Below are 18,934 nucleotides of genomic sequence, written 5' to 3' on the forward strand. Positions count from 1 at the left end.
CGTCGGCTGAGATACCGAGGACTCCACCCGTGACCGTAGCGGCCACACCGGCACCCTCGCCCGCCACCGCGGGCGAGCAATCCGGCGTACGCCTGGCGCGGTCGCGCCGCAACGCCGAGCTGTCCCTGCTGCTGCTCGCGATGGTGCTGGTGGCCGCGTACGGGGCGACCGTCGAAGCGAACCTGCTGGACACGGTCACCTCGGACTTCTGGATGCCGGCCGCCGCGCTCGGCGCGGTCTTCCTCGGCCTGCACCTGGTCATCCGGTTCCTCGCCCCGTTCGCCGACCCGGCCCTGCTGCCGGCGGTGGCCCTGCTCAACGGGCTCGGGGTGGGCTTCCTGCGCCGGATCGACCTGGGCGACGCTCCGGTGGCCGAGCGCGAGAACCTGGCCGTCTTCGCCGGGCAGGGCGGGCGCCAGCTGGCCTGGACGCTCGGTGCGGTGATCCTCGCCGCCGGACTGCTCGCCATCATGCGTGACCACCGGTCGATCTCGCGGTACGCGTACACCCTGGGGTTGGCCGGTATCGTGCTGGTGATGATCCCGGCGGTGCTGCCGTCGAGCATCTCCGAGATCAACGGCGCGAAGCTGTGGATCCGGGTGGGCAGCTTCTCCATCCAGCCGGGTGAGTTCGCCAAGCTGGCGCTGCTGGTCTTCTTCGCCTACTACCTGGTGCGCAAGCGTGAGGTGCTGTCGCTGGCCAGCCGGCGCTTCCTCGGCATCGACTTCCCCCGTGGCCGTGACCTCGGCCCGGTGGTCGGCGTCTGGCTGATCAGCGTCCTGGTGCTGGTCTTCGAGAAGGACCTGGGCACCTCGCTGCTCTACTTCGGCATGTTCGTGGTGACGCTCTACATCGCCACCGAACGGGTCAGCTGGCTGCTGATCGGCCTGGTTCTCTTCTTCGGCGGCGCGTACCTCGCCTACGTCCTCGGCTCGACGGTGGGCGGGCCGTTCGCCAACTTCTACCTGCGGGCGGAGATCTGGCTGGACCCGTTCGCCGACCCGACCGACAAGGGCTACCAGCTCGTGCAGGGACTGCTCGCCCTTGGCACGGGCGGGCTCTTCGGTGCCGGTCCGGGCGGCGGTCAGCCGGAGATCCTGCCCGAGGTGCAGAACGACTTCATCTTCGCCGGCATCGGTGAGGAGATCGGCCTCTTCGGTCTCTCCGCGCTGCTGGTGGTCTACCTGCTGATCGTGGAGCGTGGGCTGCGTGCCGCGCTCGCCGTCCGGGACTCGTTCGGCAAGCTGCTCGCCGGTGGTCTGGCGTTCACCCTCGGCCTCCAGGTCTTCGTGATCGTCGGCGGGATCAGCAAGCTCATCCCGCTGACCGGTCAGACCACCCCGTTCCTGTCCGCAGGCGGGTCGTCGCTGATGGCCAACTGGCTGCTCATCGCGGTGCTGCTGCGGGTCTCCGACGGCGCCCGCCGTCCGGTGACCGGAGGAGGCGGCGGCAAGGCCGTCCGTCCCAGCGGCAGCACGCCGGAGCAGCTGCACGGTGCTCCCACGGAGGTGATCAAGCCGTGAACGCACCCCTGCGCCGCGTCGGCGTCGTCGTCATGGTCCTGTTCGGTCTGCTCTTCGCCAACCTCAACTGGATTCAGGCCTACAAGGCGGATGAATACCGCACCAGCGACTACAACCGTCGGGTCCAGGTCGCCGAGTACGACCGCAAGCGCGGCAACATCGAGGCCGGCGGCACAGCCCTTGCCACCAGCAAGGAAACCACCGGCAACCTGAAGTTCCTGCGCACCTACCCGGGCGGCGCCAAGTACGCCCACGTGCTCGGCTACAAGCCGGTCAACCTCGCCGATCAGGGCATCGAGCGGTCGGAGAACGACTTCCTGGCCGGCACCAGCGACCAGCTGATCGGTGACCGGTTGAAGGACATGTTCACCGGGGATGACACCGGCGGCGGCAACGTGCTGCTCTCGCTCTCCAAGAAGGCCCAGGACGTGGCGTACGACCAGCTGGGTGACAACAGGGTGGGCGCGAAGCGCGGCGCGGCGATCGCCATCGACCCGCGTACCGGGGCGGTGCAGGCGCTGGTCTCCATGCCGAGCTTCGACCCGAACCCGCTGGCCAGCCACGACAGCAACGAGGCGGCCGCGGCGTTCAACAAGCTGGAGAAGGACCCGACGGAGCCGTTGAAGAACCGCGCGCTCGCCGAGACGCTGCCGCCGGGCTCCACCTTCAAGATCGTGGTCGCCGCGGCGGCTCTGGAGAACGGCGTCACGCCGACGACCCAGATCCCGGCCGGTTCCAGTTACACCGCGCCCACGTCGGGCACGCCCATCCGCAACGCCGATCCGTCGATCTGCCCGGGACGGCAGGTAAGCCTGCTGGACGCGGTCACCTACTCGTGCAACACCGGGTTCGCCCAGCTCGGCGTGCGGCTCGGCGCTGACACTGTCAAAGAGAAGGCCCGGCAGTTCGGCTTCGAGCAGGAGGACCTGACCGTCGGCCACCTGGGTGAGGGCGGCCTGCCCACGGCGGCCAGCCGGACCGGGGACATCCAGAACCCGGACGGCAGCACCGACCAGGCCGCACTGGCCCAGTCCTCGATCGGCCAGAACAACGTCCGGATGACCCCGCTCGAAGGCGCCATGATCGCTGCGTCGATCGCGAACAACGGCAGCCAGATGCGGCCGTACCTGGTCCGGCAGTGGCTCGCACCGGACCGGACCACCAGCTACTACACCGCCAAGCCGCGGGAGCTGCGCCAGCCGGTCAGTTCCCAGGTCGCCACCGACCTGCGCGAGATGATGGTCAGCGTGGTCCGGAACGGCACCGGCAAGAGTGCCGCGATCGGCGGCTACACGGTCGGCGGCAAGACCGGCACCGCCCAGTCCGCCCCGGATCGACCGGACCACGGCTGGTTCATCGGCTTCGCGATGGACAAGAACGGCAACCCGGTGTCCGCGGTCTGCGTGATGTTGGAGCAGGCCGGTCCGGGTGGTAGCGGCGAGGCCGCCCGGATCGCCGGTCAGATCATGCGGGCCGCCATCACCGACCCGGGGGGTCGCTGACATGCTCAGCCCCGGCGTGCAGCTCGGCAACCGCTACCGTCTCGACGAGCGGATCGCCAGCGGCGGCATGGGCGACGTCTGGCGCGGCACCGACCAGGTGCTCGGCCGGACGGTCGCGGTGAAGAGCCTGCTGCCCGCGCTACTCGACGACCCGGACTTCGGCGAGCGGTTCCGCGGCGAGGCCCGCACCATGGCCACCATCAACCATCCCGGCGTGGTGGACGTCTACGACTTCGGCAACGACCAGCAGATCGCCTTCCTGGTCATGGAGTACGTCGAAGGTGACGCCCTGTCGTCGACGTTGAGCCGGGTCGGCCGGCTCACTCCCGCCCGGACGATGGCCCTCGTCGCGCAGGCCGCCGACGCGCTGCACGCCGCGCACGAAAAGGGCATCGTGCACCGCGACGTGAAGCCGGGCAACCTGCTGGTCCGGCCGAACGGCACGCTGGTGCTGACCGACTTCGGCATCGCCCGCTCCGACATGGTCGGCCAGCTCACCGCCGCCGGTTCGGTGCTCGGCACCGCCTCGTACATCTCGCCGGAGCAGGCCACCGGCGGCGTGGCCACCCCCGCTTCCGACGTGTACGCCCTCGGCGTGGTCGCCTACCAGTGCCTGGCCGGTCGGCGGCCGTTCGAGGGCGACAATCCCCTCGACATCGCGATGCGGCACGTCCGGGAGACGCCCCGGCCGCTGCCGTCCGACATCCCTCCGCAGGTGCGCGCCCTGGTGGAACGGGCGTTGGCCAAGGACCCGGCCGCCCGCTGGCCGAGCGCCGCCGCCCTCGCCGGGGTCGCCCGTCAGCTCAAGGCCGCGCTGTCCCAGCAGGCCCGGGCGGCCGGTAACTCCGGGCCGGTCTCGGGCGCGCCCGCCTCGCCCGCCGCGCCCGGCCGGGCCCAGGTGCCGCAGGCGCATCAGATGCGTCCGCCGGCTGCCCGCCCGCCGGTGGGCGGGCCCAGGCCGACAGCGATCGCGCCCGCCCAACAGCCACGCCCCACCGCCGTCGCGCCGGCCGTTCAGCCAGCCCGGCCGCAGGGCGCACCGAACGGCTACCCGCGCGGTGCCGCTGCCGTGCCCGCCGGGCCACCCCGACAGGAACACCCGCCGGCGTACGTCCGACAGGCCGGCCCGGCAGTGCCGTCACCCCAGCCGCAGCGGTCCCGCCCCGGGATGGTGCTCCTCGCCATCCTGCTCGCCGTGCTGGTCCTGCTCTGCTCGGGCGTGATTTCCTACAACCTACGGAAGCAGTCGCAGGCCGGTGCATCGGCCGGGCTGGCGCCGCACACCGTGGCGTCCGGCGCGCTACGACTCGACGAAGGCGACGATCCGACCCGGACGTCGTACCGTCGGGAGGTACGACTCCAGCCGGGCGACGGCGGGACGACGACGAGCGAAGGACGACAGACGCGATGACAGCGCAGGCCCGCCTGCTCGGTGGCAGGTACCAGGTCGGCGAGCTGCTCGGCTATGGCGGTATGGCCGAGGTGCACCGCGGTCGCGACCTTCGGCTCGGTCGGGACGTCGCGATCAAGATGCTCCGCACCGACCTCGCCCGGGACGCGACGTTCCAGATGCGGTTCCGTCGGGAGGCGCAGAACGCCGCTTCACTCAACCACCCGGCGATCGTGGCGGTCTACGACACCGGCGAGGAGACCGCGCCGACCGGCGAGACGCTGCCGTTCATCGTCATGGAGTTCGTCAACGGGCGGACCTTGAAGGAGGTCCTCGGCGCCGAGGGCCGACTGCAGCCGCGCCGGGCGCTGGAGATCTGCGCCGACATGTGCGCGGCGCTGGAGTTCAGCCACCGGCACGGCATCATCCACCGGGACATCAAGCCCGGCAACGTGATGCTCACCCAGACCGGCCAGGTCAAGGTGATGGACTTCGGTATCGCCCGTGCCCTGGCCAGCGGCGCGACCACCATGACGCAGACCAGCGCGGTGATCGGCACGGCCCAGTACCTGTCCCCGGAGCAGGCCCGCGGCGAGGCCGTCGACGCGCGCTCCGACGTGTACGCGGCCGGCTGCGTGCTGTTCGAGCTGGTCTGCGGCCATCCCCCGTTCGTCGGGGACAGCCCGGTCAGCGTCGCGTACCAGCACGTACGGGAGACGCCGCCGACGCCCAGCGACATCAACCCGGACGTCACGCCGGCCGTCGACGCGATCGTGCTCAAGGCGTTGTCGAAGAACCCGCTCAACCGCTACCAGAGTGCCGGCGAGATGCGGGCGGACCTGCTCCGCGCCGCCGCCGGCCGGCCCGTGCTGGCCACCCCGGTGCTGCGCGAGGCGGAGACGGTGGCGATGGCCCCGGCCGGCGGTGGGGGTGGCTACCCGGCTTCCGGCCGCGGGCCGCAGACCGGGCAGATCCCCGCCCGGGTGGGAGACCCGCGTCAGCGCAAGGCGTCCTCCTGGCTGATCGCGATGTTCAGCGCGGTCGGCGTGCTGGCGGTGATCGCTTTGGTCGCCGCCCTGCTCTGGAACATGCAGGGCAAGGACCTGAAATCGGTGCCCACCCTCACCGGCAAGAGCCAGGCCGTCGCGATCGACGAGATCCGCAACGCCGGGTTCTCCCCGAAGGTGGGTGATCCGGTGCTGGCCAGCGACTGCACGAAGGGCAACGTCGTCAACCAGGATCCGGCACCGACGAGCCGGCTGGAGCAGAACGGCACTGTCACCATTCAGGTCTGTGGCGGCGTTCCCGAGGTCCGCGTTCCGGCCGGGCTCAAGGGCAGCAAGCGGGAGAGCGCCATCGACCGGCTCACCGAGGCGAAGCTCAAGTACGAAGTCAAGACGGTGGACGCCGAGGCGAGCGAGGACGAGGTTCTCGACGTCGACCCACCCTCCGGCGAGAGCGTCCCCGAGGGCACGAAGATCAAGCTCACGGTCTCGAACGGCAAGGTTCGCGAGGTGCCGGACGTGGTCGGGCTGAGCCAGGACGACGCCACCCGGTTCCTCAAGGACCGCGGCTTCGTGGTCGTCGTGCAGAACGGGCCGGAGGTGCCCGCCGCCGAAGCGGGGAAGGTCACCGACCAGAGCCCGAACGGCAAGGAGAAGAAGCCCACCGGCACGAAGGTGACCATCAAGGTGAGTCAGCCGGAGCCGGAGACCGACCCGACACCGACGAACACGCCGACGACCACGCCGACGACCACGCCGACCACTCCCGGCAACGGGGGCGGCATCGGTCTGCCGTTCCCACCCCCGCCGAGCCGGCCGCAGGACTGAGCCACCAGTGGGCACCGACATGACCGAGGCGGGATCGTCCCCGGTCAAGCCGGTGCGGCGGTGGCCCCGACGCCTCCGTTGGCTGGCACTCGCGGGCCTTGTCGTGCTGGTGCTCGCCAGTTCCCCGTGGCTGTGGACGACGCTCGCCGCCCGCGGCCACGTGTACGCTGCCGCCGACGCGCCGACCGTCGACGTGGTGATCGTGCTCGGTACCGAGGTGGCCGCCGACCGACAGCGGCCCGGGGACCGTCTCGCCGGTCGCCTGGACACCGCCGCCGAGCTGGTGACCAGCGGGCGGGCCACTGTCGTTCTCGTGTCGGGCGACGGCGGTGGCGCGTCAGGTGACGAGCCGGCGGTGATGACGACGTATCTCTCCGAGCGCGGTGTGGACAGGCGTCGGGTGGTGGCCGACCCGTTCGGCCTGGACACCTACGACACCTGCGCGAGAGCGCGCGAGGTGTACGGCGTCGAGAAGGCCCTGATCGTCACCCAGTCGTACCACCTGTCCCGGGCGGTGACGCTGTGCCGCCATCTCGGCCTCGACGTCGACGGGGTGACCGCCCGCTGCGACGGTTGCGGCACCGCACTGCTCGCCGAGAAGTCGGTCCGGGACTACTTCGCCAGTGGCAAGGCGGCGTGGGACGCCGTTCGGAGCCGTCCGCCCGCGGTCCGCTCGCCGGCGGATCCGGCGGTCCAGAACGCGCTGCGGAACTGACCCAGCCGGCCCGCGTTCTCACGCCACCCGGCCGGATGACGGCCGGGACGGTTCGGCCTCAGGTGGTGGCGAACGCGGCGCGGCGGCGGGTGTCGACCTCGGCGGCCAGCGCCGGTGCGCGCTCCAGCGCCTCCGCGTGACCACAACCGGCCAGCCAGTTGGCCAGCATGAGGTGGCCGCCCTCGGTGAGCACCGACTCCGGGTGGAACTGGACGCCCTCGATGGGCAGCGTCCGGTGCCGCATCGCCATCACCACACCGGAGCCGGTCCAGCCGGTGACCTCAAGCTCGTCGGGGAGCGTTTCGGGCAGAACGGCGAGGGAGTGGTACCGGGTGGCGGTGAACGGGTCGGGCAGACCGGCGAGGACGCCGACCGAATGGTGGCGCACCTCGGAGGTCTTGCCGTGCAGCAGCTCGGGGGCCCGGGTGACGGTCGCCCCGAACGCCTCGCCGATCGCCTGGTGACCGAGGCAGACACCGAAGATCGGCAGCTCGCCGGCGTACGTCCGGATGACGTCCAGGCAGATGCCGGCCCGGTCGGGGCTGCCCGGCCCGGGTGAGAGCAGGACGCCGGCGGCGCCCACCCTGCCCACCTCGGCGACGTCGATCTCGTCGTTGCGGCGGACCTCGCAGTCGACGCCGAGCTGGCCCAGATACTGCACCAGGTTGAAGACGAACGAGTCGTAGTTGTCGATCACGAGGACGCGCATGGTCACCTGCTTGGGGAGGACGGCGCTGGGTTGTTCTGGTCGGTGTCGTACGGCAGCTCGTGATCTCCCCCGGCCGGGGTCTCCCCGGTCACCGGGTCGCCGCCGCCACCGGTCTCGGCGGGAACGCCGGACTCGACCTGCACGTCGTCGAAGGGCAGCAGGGGCTCGGCCCACGGGAAGGCGACATACCAGAGCAGCGCGACGGTGGCGGCCACCAGCAGCACCGAGCCGGTCAGCTTTCCGACCAGGCCGAAGGGGAGCTTGCGCCAGATGAACGCGTACATCGGGTCAGCCTCCCAGCTCCGCCGGGCGGCCCGCCGACTTGGGTTGGGTACGGTCCAGCTCGGCGTGGATGATCAGACGCTGGTAGTTGTCGAACTTCGGGTTGCACGTGGTGAGGGTCAGCATCCGCTTGGTCGCCTTCTTGTTTGGCTCGCCGGGCACCGGTGCCACCACTTCCACCTGCGTCGGCTTGACGATCCGCGACTGCGACACCCGGTAGACGTACCAGTCGGTCTTGCTCTCGACCACTATCGCGTCGCCTTCGCTGAGCTCGTCCAGCCGCCAGAAGGTGGCCCGGTTGCGGTGGCCGGCGACGGAGAAGTTGCCAACCTGGCCGGGGAGCGCGCTGGCCGGGTAGTGGCCCGGGGCGTAGCGGATGTCGGCCTGGGTGACGCCCTCGACCACCACCCAGTTCTTGTCGAGCTTGGGGATGTAGAGGCCCGCGAGCGGCTTGCCGCGTACCGGAGGTGACGGTTTCACGCTCGGGCCAGCCGCCGACGGGGCGACAGTCGGGTCGTCGGTCGGGCCCCACGCCTGGGCCAACTCGTTGTTGAGGTCGTTCTGGTGGGCGTCGACGATGGCCGACTTGCCCCACACCTCGTACCCGGCGAAGAGCAGCACCACCAGGCCGAAGGTGATCAGGACTTCGCCGGTGACGCGGATACCGGTGCGCAGCCGGGAGCCGAACGACGGCCGGGTGAGCTCGGAGTAGACGCTCTTGTAGCCCTCGCCGGTCTGGTGCGGCCGGAGTTGGACCACCCGCTCGCCCCGACGCGGCTGGGGAGGGTCGGCGGGGTTGCCGCCGGTCGGCTCGGCGGGGACCGCGGTGCGCGGAACGGCACCCATCAGCGCGGTCGAGTCCATGGTCGGCGGCCTGGTGGCGGGTGTTGCGGGCACGGCCGGAATCAGCGCGGTGGCGGCCGGATCCGCGCCCCGGTCACCGCCAGCGCTCGGCGGGACCCGGCCGGGCCCGGTCGACGGCGCGACGCCTTCCGGCCGGGCCGCTGCCGCCCGACCAGGGGCGGCCGGTGACACAGGCATGGCCGGGCCAGCCGGGGTGCTCGGAGGGCCGGTGGGCCGTGCGGGCCGGGCGGTGACCTGCGGAATCGGCGCGGTCGGTGAGTCGGCCAGCGGCGGGGTCGAAGGGCCGGAGGAGGCCGGCCGGCTGGGCGGGCCGGAGGTCGTCGGGCGGGTCGGCATCGCGCTGGGCGCGGCCGGTCGGGTCGGTGCGTTGCCGGGGGCAGCGGGCCGAACCGGGCCCTGGTTGCCGGTGGCCGGCCGGCCGGGGGTGGTCGCGGGGGGAGCCCCGGCGTTGCCGTGCGGGCCCAGCCCGGGAGCCGCGGTGCCCGGCCAGGGCGGTGGGGCTTCGACACCCGGTCGGCCCGGGGTCTCGTTCGGTTCAGGTCGGTCGGCGTTCGGTCGCGTCGGTTGCCCGGCTCGGGGAGGGTGCAGCACCGGCTCGGGCCAGTTGCCGGCCGGGGCCGGCCGGTCGGCTGCCGACCTGGGCCGATCCAACGGGGGCAGGAAGGCGGTCGGCTCGTCGGTCTGGTCCCGGTGTCGCCCGTCGCGACGCTCGTCCGGCCCGCTCATCTGGGCACCGTAGCCGAGCGCAGGGCGGTGGAGTCCTCGAATGCGGGGACTCGCACCGTGGAGGCTGTCTCCGTGTAGCCGAGCTGGTAGTCGTCGACCGCGTCCTTGAACAACCGGACTCCCTGAGAGCTGGCGAGGGCCTGCTGGAGGGCAGCGGGATCGCCGATTGCTACGATCTTGAACGGTGGGGAGTACACCCGGCCATGAAGTAGCAGGGTGTTACCGACGCAGCGTACCGCGCTGGTGGTGAGCACGCGGACGTTCATGATTGACATGGCCTCGGCTCCGCCGGCCCACAGCGCGTTGACCACCGCCTGTACGTCTCCCTGATGCACCACCAGGTCGTCGTTGCTGGCGTCCGACTGGGTCTGGTCGATCTGCGGCGCGTCGTTCAGCTCGACGGTGACCCCGGGGCCCGTCAGGGCGGTGAACCCGGCGTTCTGGAGGCTGCCCTGGGCGCGGTTCTGCTGCTCCTTGATCGGGGCGTCGGAGCCGGCCAGCGTGTTGGTCCGCTGCTCGACCTCGCCGCGCAGCTCGGCGGCGCGGCGCTCGCTGGCTGCCACCTGTTCGCGGCGGTCCTCGATGAGCTGATTGAGCTGGGGCCGCCGGTCCTCCCGGAGAGCGGTGCCGCCGGCGGTGGTGGCGGTGGTGGTGAACAGCAACCCGGCCGCCGCCGCGATCAGGGGCACCCCGATCGACCAGCCCGGACGGCGCTGACGCGGTCGCCGGGGCAGCAGCCCGGCAACGGCCCGTCGGAGGACCTTCTGCCAGGAGGTTGCGCCGGATGTGTACTCCACCGAGCGTTCCTTCCGCGTGTCGGGGATCGGTCCGTGCCGGCCGGGCCGGCGATGCGAACAGTCCCGCCTCTTTCGGTCACTCCGTGCACCGGCCTGACCCCATTCGTGGTCCAGGCGGCCAATCGGGACTACGCTAGCTCTCGAACATTATTGGCCATGGACCGTCGCCCCCGCGCCCGGTTGTCAGGCCGGACGAGGTCGTCACCCCTCTGGAGAGCGCCGTGCCCAAGTCTCAGGTCCGTAAGAAGAAGGTGTACACCCCGCCGACGGACGTCCGTCCGACGACGACGGCGTCGTCGCGCAAGCCTAGCCCGGTGTGGTTGCCGGTCACCGCGGTCGCCTTGATCGTCGTCGGGATCGGCTGGCTGGTGCTCTACTACCTGTCCGAGCAGGAGTACCCGGTCATGGCGTGGGGTTACTGGAACCTCGCCGTCGGCTTCGGCGCGATGGTCGCTTCGCTGGCCTTGCTCTCCCGCTGGCGTTGATCTGGCAGGCCGTCGCGTCGGCGGTCTCACGTCACCCGTCGAGCCCCTGCCCGGCAGGATCGGGCGGGGCCCCCTATGGTGTGCGCAGGCAGCGTGGCCTACTGCGAGATGACTCACGTTACCGCTGGGTAACCTTCGCGTAGGCTGCAGTGCATGACCGAGCAGAGCGAGGTCATCAGGCAGCAGACCGGGGAGGCCAACTCGATGGGCAGCGTCCAGATCGTCACCACGATCCTCGCGGCCGCCATCACCGCCGTGGCGGTGTGGCTTGCGGTACGCGCGGTCATGAAGATGACGGCCGTCATCCGGCTGGGGCAACCCGCTCCGGAGCGGTTCTCCGACAAGGGCGCCCGTACCAGGACCATGCTGGTGGAGACCGCCGGCCACACCCGAATGCTCAAGTGGGGCGTGGTCGGTGCGGCGCACTGGTTCGTGATGGTCGGCTTCATCGTGCTGTCGCTGCTGGTGCTCGAGGCGTACTTCGAGGTGGTCACCCCGACCGGCGGGCTGCCGATCATCGGGCCCTGGACGATCTTCGGCCTGGCCACCGAGATCATCACCGTGCTGGGCCTGATCGGCATCCTGGTGCTGATGGTGATCCGGTTGCGCAACCGGCCGACCCGGCCGGGCGGGCGGTCCCGGTTCACCGGATCGACGATGTGGCAGGGCTACTTCGTCGAGTGGATCGTGCTGCTGGTCCTGATCTTCGGCCTGCTGATCCGCGGCTTCAAGGTCGCCACCGACCACTTCGAGTACCCGCTCTGGGCCACCCCGGTCAGCCACGCGGTCGGCGCGGTGCTGCCCGACTGGTCGGACGGGGCGAGCGTCGCCGCGCTCATCAAGATCGCCATCTCGATGACCTGGCTGATCGTCATCTCGCTGAACGTCACCATGGGTGTGGCCTGGCATCGCTTCCTGGCGTTCCCCAACATCTTCTTCAAGCGGGAGCCGGCCAAGCCGGCCGGCTCCGGTCTCGGCGCGCTGCGCCCGATGACGAGCCAGGGCAAGCCGCTCGACTTCGAGGAGGCGGACCCGGAGAAGGACCAGTTCGGCGTCGCCCACGTCGAGCAGTTCAGCTGGAAGGGCCTGCTCGACTTCAGCACCTGCACCGAGTGCGGCCGCTGCCAGTCGCAGTGCCCGGCCTGGAACACCGGCAAGCCCCTGTCGCCGAAGCTGCTGGTGCTGAGCCTCCGCGACCACGCGTACGCCAAGGCGCCCTACCTGCTGGCCGGCGGCGGCAAGGACCTGACCGGCGAGGAGAAGGCCACCCAGGCCCAGCTCGCGCACCTGGACGTGCTGGCCCTCGCCGAGGCCGACAAGCCGCTGATCGGCACCGCCGAGGAGGGCGGGGTCATCGACCCGGACGTGCTCTGGTCCTGCACCACCTGCGGTGCCTGCGTCGAGCAGTGCCCGGTGGACATCGAGCACGTCGACCACATCGTCGACATGCGCCGCTACCAGGTGCTGATCGAGTCGAGCTTCCCCTCCGAGGCCGGCGTGATGCTGCGCAACCTGGAGAACAAGGGCAACCCGTGGGGTGCGCCGCAGAACACCCGCGAGGACTGGACCAAGGGCCTGGACTTCGAGGTGCCCCGGGTCGGCGAGGTGGACGACTTCGAGTACCTGTTCTGGGTCGGCTGCGCCGGCGCGTTCGAGGACCGGGCCAAGAAGACCACGCGCGCGGTGGCCACGCTGCTCAACGAGGCGGGCGTGAAGTTCGCGATCCTGGGCGAGGGCGAGACCTGCTCCGGTGACCCGGCACGACGGATCGGCAACGAGTTCGTCTTCCAGATGCTGGCCCAGCAGAACGTGGAGACGCTGAACGAGGCGTTCGAGGGCCGGGACAAGACCAAGCGCAAGATCGTCGCGACCTGCCCGCACTGCTTCAACACCCTGGGCAACGAGTACGGGCAGCTCGGTGGCGAGTTCGAGGTGGTCCACCACACCCAGCTGCTGGCCCACCTGGTCGCCACCGGCAAGCTCACGCCGGTGCAGCCGGTCGACGGCGGGGTCACCTACCACGACCCCTGCTACCTGGGTCGGCACAACCGGATCTTCGCGGCCCCCCGCGAGGTCCTCGGCGACGCTATCGCTGGTGACCTGACCGAGATGCCGCGCAACAGCGAGCGGTCCTTCTGCTGCGGTGCCGGCGGCGCCCGGATGTGGATGGAAGAGAAGATCGGCAAGCGGATCAACGTGGACCGGGTCGAGGAGGCCATGGCCACCGGGGCGAAGACGGTCGCCGTCGGCTGCCCGTTCTGCTCGACCATGCTGAACGACGGGGTCAACGGCAAGGGCGCCGGCGAGCAGGTCGAGGTGATCGACGTGGCGAGCGTGCTGCTCCGTTCGGTCAAGCCCGAGCAGCCGCAGGGCGGCAAGGAGACCGCGCCGATCGGCGGCTGAGACGCGTACCTCCGGGTTCTGAAACATCGACGGCGGTGGCCCCTGCGGGCCGCCGCCGTCGTGCAAGAATCTCGCCGAGGTGAGGCGACATCGACGGCCTACTCTTGACGACGCTGTTGCCCCTGGTCGGCTTCGTAGCCCTGACCGCGGGCAACGCGTTCTTCGTCGCGGCCGAGTTCGCCCTGGTCACTGTCGACCGGGCGGAGATCGACCGGCGGGCCGCCGCGGGCGACCAGGCCGCCCTGACGGTACGCACCGCGTTGCGCGAACTCTCCTTCCAGCTCTCCGGCGCACAGCTCGGCATCACCATCACCGCGCTGCTCACCGGCTACCTGGCCGAGCCGGCCCTGGCTCGTCTCTTCACCCCGCTGTTGCGCCCGCTGGCCGGAGACAGCACCGAGCGGGTCACCCCGTTCCTGGCGTTGGCGCTGGCCACGCTGATCTCCATGCTCTTCGGCGAGTTGGTGCCGAAGAACGCTGCGCTGGCCCGGCCCATGCCGGCGGCGCTGGCCACGGCCGGCCCGATGCACACCTTCTCCCGGACGTTCGGCTGGGTGATCCGAGGGTTGAACGGCTCGGCGAACCGACTGGTCCGGGCGCTCGGCGTGGAGCCGCAGGAGGAGTTGGCCAGCGCCCGCTCGCCGGAGGAGCTGGGACTGCTGGCGGGCATCTCGGCGCGGGCCGGCGCGCTGCCCACTGACACCGCGATGCTGCTGCGTCGCACCATCCGCTTCGGTGACAAGCGGGCAGCGGAGGCGATGACCCCCAGGGTGGACGTGGTCGCGCTGCGCGCCACGGCCACCGTGGCCGAGTTGCTGGAGGAGTCGCGGCGGACCGGGCGGACCCGCTTCCCCGTGTACGAGGAGACCCTGGACCTGGTGACCGGGGTTGCCGCGGTGCCCGACGCGTTGGGGGTGCCGCTGGCCGGCCGGGCGTCGACGACTGTCGGCTCGGTGGCCCGCGAACCGGTGTACGTGCCGGAGAGCCTGAACCTGGACGGTGTCCTGGCCGCGCTGAAGGCGGCCGGGGCCGACCTGGCCATCGTGGTCGACGAGTACGGCGGCACGGACGGCGTGGTGACCGTCGAGGATCTCGTCGAGGAGTTGGTCGGCGAGATCGCCGACGAGTTCGATCCGGCGAGCGTCGACGACCACGGGTCGGCCGAGCTGACAGTGCCGGGCGGTGAGCGCACAGTCCTGGTCGACGGGGTGCTCCGCTCCGACGAGTTGGCCGAGCAGACCGGCTTCCGGCTACCCGAGGGGCCGTACGAGACGTTGGCCGGGTTCCTGATGGCGCAGCTCGGGCACATTCCGCTCGCCGGCGAGACGGTCGAGACGGACGGCTGGGAGTTCACAGTGGTCGAGGTGGAGCGGCACCGGATCGAGCAGGTCCGGGTGCTGCGCCCGGCGGATCCGGACGACGATGACTGAGCTGCTGGTGACAGTGGTGCTGCTGCTCGGCAACGGGTTCTTCGTGGGCAGCGAGTTCGCGCTCATCGCGTCCCGCCGGACGGTGATCGAGCCGCTGGCCGCCGGGTCGAAACGCGCCCGCTGGGCGTTGTCGGCGATGAACCAGATCCCGCTGATGATCGCCGGTGCGCAGCTCGGCATCACTGTCTGCTCGCTGGGTCTGGGCGCGATCGCAGAACCGGCGCTGGCTCACCTGCTGGAGCCGCCGTTCCACGCGGTGGGTCTGCCGGAGCGGGCGGTGCACCCGGTGGCGTTCGTGCTGGCGCTGGGCGTGGTGGTCTTCCTGCACACGGTCGTCGGTGAAATGGTGCCGAAGAACATCACGCTGGCCGGACCGGAGGTCTCCGCGCTCTGGCTCGGCCCGGCGATGCTGGCGTTCTGTGTGGCCACCAAACCGTTGTTGCTCGCGATGAAATGGGCGGCCCGACGGGTGCTCGCGTTCTGGCGGATCGAGGCGTCCGAGTCGGTGAAGACGGTGTTCACCGCCGAGGAGTTGGCCGGGCTGGTCTCCCAGGCGCGGACCGAGGGACTGCTCGACGCGGAGCAGCACGCGCGGATCACGGGCGCGCTGGCCCTGCACGCGCGGACGGCGGCGGACGCGCTGCAACCGTGGTCGACGGTGGTGACGGTGGCCGAGGACGTCTCACCGGCGTCACTGGAGGTGCTGGCGACCCGGACCGGCCGGTCCCGGTTCCCGGTGGTGCAGCGGTCCACCCGTCGGGTGCTCGGCTTCGTGCACGTCAAGGACGTGCTCGGGTACGCCGGGCAGGGCCGTCGGTCCCCGGTGCCGGCCGACGTCTACCGTCCGCTGGCGGTGGTGCCGCCGGAGCGTACGCTGGCCGATCTGCTGCTGGCCATGCGTCGCGAACGGCGGCACATGGTGCTGGTCAGCGACGGGCGTCGGCCTCTCGGTGTGGTCACTCTTGACGATGTATTGACCGCAATCGTTGGGTGATGGACCAATACCCTTGGTGTGCAAGCTGTTGCACGACAGTGATGGTTACCGCGCTCGCCTTGATTACCGCCCCGAGCTTCCCTAATGTGGGGCACCGACCGCTGTGGGTCGTCTGCCTCGGCCCTTCCCTCACGCGAGGCGCCCGGCGGTCGGTTGCAAAGGAGTCGGTGCCGGTGGCAACCATGCCCCCTCATCGTCACGACCTGAACGCGTCTGCTCGCTCTGGTGGTCTGCGTCGCGCCGCGCACCGGGTGCTGGTCCTGGTCGCCGCCGCGGCGGTCGGTGCCGGTCTGCTGACCGCGCCGGCACACGCCGCGCCCTCGGTCGACGAGATCGAGGCGCAGATCGACAAGAAGTGGGAGCAGTTGGAGCCCACCATCGAGCAGTACAACAAGGTCCGGGCGCAGCTGAAGGTCAACCGGCAGAAGTCGGCGGACCTGCAGAAGAAGATCGAGCCGCTGGCGCTGCAGAGCGAGTTGGCGCTCAACCGGGTCGGCGACCTCGCCTCCCGCTATTACATCTCCGGCCCGTCGCATGACATCGGCGCGCTGCTGGTCAGCGCCAAGCCGGACACGCTCACCGAGCAGCTCACCATCCTCGACCGGCTCGCTTCGCAGGAGCGCAAGGAGGTCGAGGGTGTGCTGGCCGTGCGGGACAAGTACGACGGCGAGAAGCGGAAGCTGGACGCGCTGATCGTCACCCAGACCAAGCAGCAGAACGACCTGGCGGCGAAGAAGAAGCAGATCGACGGCGAGATCAAGAAGCTCGAGGCGTCGATGCCGAAGACCACCGTGGTGACCGCGGCCTGCCCGACCATCAACGGGGTGGTCAGCGCGGCGGCTCGTACCGCGATCAAGACCGCCTGCGGCAAGGTCGGCAAGCCGTACGTCTGGGGTGCCACCGGCCCGAACTCGTTCGACTGCTCGGGGCTGACCCAGTACGCCTACAAGGCGGCCGGGATCTACCTCACCCACCACACCGGTGACCAGTGGAACGAGGGCAAGGCCATCTCGCGGGGCGATGCCCGCCCCGGTGACCTGGTCTTCTTCTTCTCCGGCCTGAGTCATGTCGGGCTGTATCTGGGCAACAACCAGATGGTGCACGCGCCACGTGCCGGCAAGCCGGTGCAGGTGTCCAGCATCACCACCATGCCTGTCGCCGGGTTCCGTAGACCCGGCTGATCCACCTCGCGCGACACGACGGCCCCCGGTCACCGACCGGGGGCCGTCGTGGTTGTCAGCGGGGCGCGCCCACCGGGGACGGCAACAGCTGCACGTCGGCGAGGTCGACGTACATGATCCGGTGGCCGAACTGGATCTGGGCGTAGCGGTTCTTGCCGCGGATCACCGTCCAGTCGCCGGGTGACGAGCCGTCGAACGTGCTGGCCCGGTAGTACTCGCCGGCCAGTACCGCGCCGACGGCATACCGCTGCCCGGCGGCCAGGGTGTACTGGAGCGGCGAGATCGTCTGGTACGGCACCCCCTCCGGGTACGCCGCCTGCTCCGGGTACGCCCGTCCGTACACCGGGATGGTGGCCCGTCCGGGTTTCGGGGTAGCCACGACGCCGACGGTCCAGCTGGCGGTCGGCGCGGACGGCGGGTTGTGGAACCAGGCCCGCTGCCCGAGGTACCAGATCGCCGTCCAGTCGCCCTGCCGGCCGGCCAGCGCGTACGTCTGCCCGGCGGAGGCCCGGGCCCCGTGGTCGGACACGGCCATCGTGTTCGGGGTGCCGTCCGGGCGGAGCGCGACGTCGTTGACCAGCGGCGCGTCCGCGGACGGTGCGCTCCGGAGCACCACCGCCGAGGAGCCGCGCGGTGCGCACGGCACGCCGGCGGTGACGCAACCGGTGAACGCCGGCTGGTTGGTGGCGTAGTCGGGGTCGATGCGGACCAGCCCGGTGGCCGGGGTGCCGGTGTCCAGTCGGGGTGCGTGCAGCAGGTCGAAGTAGTGCGTCCAGTCCCAGTACGGTCCCGGATCCCAGTGCATCCCCCGCACCGTGGAGGCGACGGTGCCGGGCACGTTGTCGTGGCCGATGATGTGCTGGCGGTCCAGTGGGATGCCCAGCCGCAGCGCCAGGTGCCGGACCAGCTTCGCCGAGGTCCGGTACATCGCCTCGGTGTACCAGGTCCCCTGCGCCGCGAAGCCTTCGTGTTCCAGCCCGATCGACTTCGCGTTGACGTACCAGTTGCCGGCGTGCCAACCGACGTCCTTGGTCTTCACGTGCTGGGCGATGTGCCCGTCCACCGAGCGCAGCGAGTAGTGCCAGCTGACGTAGGTCGGATCCTGGACGAGTCGCAGGGTCGTCGCCCAACTCGCCTCGGTGTCGTGGATGACGATGTATTCGATCTTCTGCCGGGCGGGCCGGTCGGAGAGGTCGTGGTTGCCGTAGTCCCCGTCGCCGAACGCCTCGTAGGGTGCCGGGATCCACTCGCACGAGATGGTGCGGGGGCACTCCACCCCGTCCGGGCGGGCCAGCCGGCGCAGGCCCAGCCGGTCCAACCAGGAACGCTCGGGCCGTACCGCGCGGGCCGGCAGGGTGATCCGCTGGCCGTCGTCGGTCACCCGGGACTGGCCCGCGCCGATGGTGGTGAAGACCTCGTCGGCGAAGGCCGCGGCGGCGTCGGCGCTGTCCGCGCCGGAGTAGCGGGCCACCGCGCCGTACCAGGCGGCCGGGTTGGTGTCGGCGCCGACCGGGGCGTCCAGCTCCCGTTGGTACGCGCTGAGCAGCGCCGCCCCACCCCGGATGTTGAGGCCCGCGTCGGTGCGCAGTGCCTCGGGGGCGACGCCGGTCAGCGTGGCGGCGGCGTCCACGGTCTGCAACGCGGCGGTGGACGGCGCGGGGGCCTCGACCGGTCGGGGCGCGGGCACCCGGGCGGGACGCGAGTCGTCGCCGCGCGGGTCCTCGGCACCGGCGTCGTGGTGACCGCGCCCGGGTAGGGCGGCCACGTGGCGGGCGTCGGTCAGGTGCATCGGGCCGTAGCCGCCACTGGTGCTCGGTGTGCCGGCGTTGGTGTCCCAGCGGGACTCCAGGTAGGAGACGGCGAGCAGCACGACTGTCGGCACCCCGTACTCGGTGGCCGCGGCGGCGTACTGCTGCTGACGGTCGGTGGTGGACGCGGCGGCGGCCGGGCCGACGGAGAGTGGCACCGTGGTGGCGGCGGCGACCACGGCGGCGGCGAGCAGTGCGCGCCAGCCCGTCGACAGGGTTGGATGGTGCATCGAACCCCCTAGATTCTCGCGGAGTGAGTCAGGTCACCATCGCGCCGTCCGGGAGGTCAGGTC

The 18,934-nt window shown here is 71.0% G+C and carries 15 protein-coding genes; 10 read left to right on the plus strand and 5 right to left on the minus strand.

The genetic code is table 11. The features are described from left to right. The first annotated feature begins 29 nt into the window (after window positions 1-29). From ACX27O_RS01165 to ACX27O_RS01185, 5 genes are read left to right on the plus strand one after another with little or no spacing between them, the layout of a single operon-like run. The gene (locus ACX27O_RS01165; protein ID WP_358128040.1) at window positions 30-1,523 is read left to right on the plus strand and encodes an FtsW/RodA/SpoVE family cell cycle protein; all 1,494 of its coding nucleotides are present in this window, start codon (window positions 30-32) and stop codon (window positions 1,521-1,523) included. Next, entirely contained in the window at window positions 1,520-3,025 is a 1,506-nt protein-coding gene (locus ACX27O_RS01170; RefSeq protein ID WP_030331980.1) for a peptidoglycan D,D-transpeptidase FtsI family protein, read from the plus strand. Before ACX27O_RS01165 ends, ACX27O_RS01170 begins: the two co-directional genes overlap by 4 nt. Before the next feature lies 1 nt (window position 3,026). After that, complete coding sequence (locus tag ACX27O_RS01175) at window positions 3,027-4,436, plus strand: serine/threonine-protein kinase (RefSeq protein WP_210857865.1); 1,410 nt, start codon at window positions 3,027-3,029, stop codon at window positions 4,434-4,436. Then, the gene (pknB, locus tag ACX27O_RS01180; RefSeq protein WP_458938812.1) at window positions 4,433-6,247 is read left to right on the plus strand and encodes a Stk1 family PASTA domain-containing Ser/Thr kinase; all 1,815 of its coding nucleotides are present in this window, start codon (window positions 4,433-4,435) and stop codon (window positions 6,245-6,247) included. Before ACX27O_RS01175 ends, pknB begins: the two co-directional genes overlap by 4 nt. A gap of 19 nt (window positions 6,248-6,266) precedes the next feature. Next, entirely contained in the window at window positions 6,267-6,962 is a 696-nt protein-coding gene (locus ACX27O_RS01185) for a SanA/YdcF family protein (RefSeq protein ID WP_458938813.1), read from the plus strand. Between the two features lie 58 nt (window positions 6,963-7,020). On the opposite strand, the gene ACX27O_RS01190 is transcribed toward ACX27O_RS01185, so the two are convergent. From ACX27O_RS01190 to ACX27O_RS01205, 4 genes are read right to left on the minus strand one after another with little or no spacing between them, the layout of a single operon-like run. Next, window positions 7,021-7,671 carry an aminodeoxychorismate/anthranilate synthase component II gene (locus tag ACX27O_RS01190; RefSeq protein ID WP_210857867.1) on the minus strand — a complete coding sequence of 217 codons (651 nt, stop codon included), beginning with the start codon at window positions 7,669-7,671 and terminating at the stop codon, window positions 7,021-7,023. Window positions 7,672-7,673: 2 nt separating this feature from the next. After that, window positions 7,674-7,955: a hypothetical protein gene (locus ACX27O_RS01195; RefSeq protein WP_458938814.1), complete on the minus strand. Its 282-nt coding sequence runs from the start codon at window positions 7,953-7,955 to the stop codon at window positions 7,674-7,676. 4 nt (window positions 7,956-7,959) lie between these two features. After that, window positions 7,960-9,543 carry a class E sortase gene (locus ACX27O_RS01200; protein WP_458938815.1) on the minus strand — a complete coding sequence of 528 codons (1,584 nt, stop codon included), beginning with the start codon at window positions 9,541-9,543 and terminating at the stop codon, window positions 7,960-7,962. Next, complete coding sequence (locus ACX27O_RS01205; protein ID WP_030331995.1) at window positions 9,540-10,340, minus strand: DUF881 domain-containing protein; 801 nt, start codon at window positions 10,338-10,340, stop codon at window positions 9,540-9,542. The genes ACX27O_RS01200 and ACX27O_RS01205 overlap by 4 nt, the downstream gene beginning before the upstream one ends. 221 nt (window positions 10,341-10,561) lie before the next feature. On the opposite strand from ACX27O_RS01205, the gene ACX27O_RS01210 reads away from it, so the two are divergent. The 5 genes from ACX27O_RS01210 to ACX27O_RS01230 all read left to right on the plus strand — a co-directional run bounded on the left by ACX27O_RS01210 (window position 10,562) and on the right by ACX27O_RS01230 (window position 16,833). Next, window positions 10,562-10,825 (plus strand): cell division protein CrgA, encoded by a 264-nt coding sequence (locus ACX27O_RS01210; protein ID WP_030331997.1) that lies wholly within the window; start codon window positions 10,562-10,564, stop codon window positions 10,823-10,825. A 204-nt stretch (window positions 10,826-11,029) separates the two neighbouring features. Continuing rightward, window positions 11,030-13,228 (plus strand): (Fe-S)-binding protein, encoded by a 2,199-nt coding sequence (locus ACX27O_RS01215; RefSeq protein ID WP_210862128.1) that lies wholly within the window; start codon window positions 11,030-11,032, stop codon window positions 13,226-13,228. A gap of 104 nt (window positions 13,229-13,332) precedes the next feature. Then, window positions 13,333-14,658 (plus strand): hemolysin family protein, encoded by a 1,326-nt coding sequence (locus ACX27O_RS01220; protein WP_231392466.1) that lies wholly within the window; start codon window positions 13,333-13,335, stop codon window positions 14,656-14,658. After that, complete coding sequence (locus tag ACX27O_RS01225) at window positions 14,651-15,652, plus strand: hemolysin family protein (RefSeq protein ID WP_112586035.1); 1,002 nt, start codon at window positions 14,651-14,653, stop codon at window positions 15,650-15,652. Before ACX27O_RS01220 ends, ACX27O_RS01225 begins: the two co-directional genes overlap by 8 nt. Before the next feature lie 167 nt (window positions 15,653-15,819). Beyond that, window positions 15,820-16,833: a C40 family peptidase gene (locus ACX27O_RS01230; RefSeq protein ID WP_458938816.1), complete on the plus strand. Its 1,014-nt coding sequence runs from the start codon at window positions 15,820-15,822 to the stop codon at window positions 16,831-16,833. Window positions 16,834-16,888: 55 nt separating this feature from the next. Here ACX27O_RS01230 and ACX27O_RS01235 read toward each other — a convergent pair whose 3' ends face one another. Continuing rightward, window positions 16,889-18,871 carry an N-acetylmuramoyl-L-alanine amidase gene (locus tag ACX27O_RS01235; protein ID WP_458938817.1) on the minus strand — a complete coding sequence of 661 codons (1,983 nt, stop codon included), beginning with the start codon at window positions 18,869-18,871 and terminating at the stop codon, window positions 16,889-16,891. Between the last annotated feature and the right edge of the window lie 63 nt (window positions 18,872-18,934).

It is taken from the genome of Micromonospora sp. SD19 (assembly GCF_054462275.1).

Excerpts from the sequence above, each read along its gene's own strand:
- ACX27O_RS01215 (WP_210862128.1), top strand. The coding sequence starts at position 11,030 with ATGGGCAGCGTCCAGATCGTCACCACGATCCTCGCGGCCGCCATCACC.
- ACX27O_RS01185 (WP_458938813.1), top strand. The coding sequence starts at position 6,267 with ATGACCGAGGCGGGATCGTCCCCGGTCAAGCCGGTGCGGCGGTGGCCC.
- ACX27O_RS01195 (WP_458938814.1), bottom strand. The coding sequence starts at position 7,955 with ATGTACGCGTTCATCTGGCGCAAGCTCCCCTTCGGCCTGGTCGGAAAG.
- ACX27O_RS01225 (WP_112586035.1), top strand. The coding sequence starts at position 14,651 with ATGACTGAGCTGCTGGTGACAGTGGTGCTGCTGCTCGGCAACGGGTTC.
- ACX27O_RS01235 (WP_458938817.1), bottom strand. The coding sequence starts at position 18,871 with ATGCACCATCCAACCCTGTCGACGGGCTGGCGCGCACTGCTCGCCGCC.
- ACX27O_RS01190 (WP_210857867.1), bottom strand. The coding sequence starts at position 7,671 with ATGCGCGTCCTCGTGATCGACAACTACGACTCGTTCGTCTTCAACCTG.
- ACX27O_RS01200 (WP_458938815.1), bottom strand. The coding sequence starts at position 9,543 with ATGAGCGGGCCGGACGAGCGTCGCGACGGGCGACACCGGGACCAGACC.
- pknB (WP_458938812.1), top strand. The coding sequence starts at position 4,433 with ATGACAGCGCAGGCCCGCCTGCTCGGTGGCAGGTACCAGGTCGGCGAG.
- ACX27O_RS01175 (WP_210857865.1), top strand. The coding sequence starts at position 3,027 with ATGCTCAGCCCCGGCGTGCAGCTCGGCAACCGCTACCGTCTCGACGAG.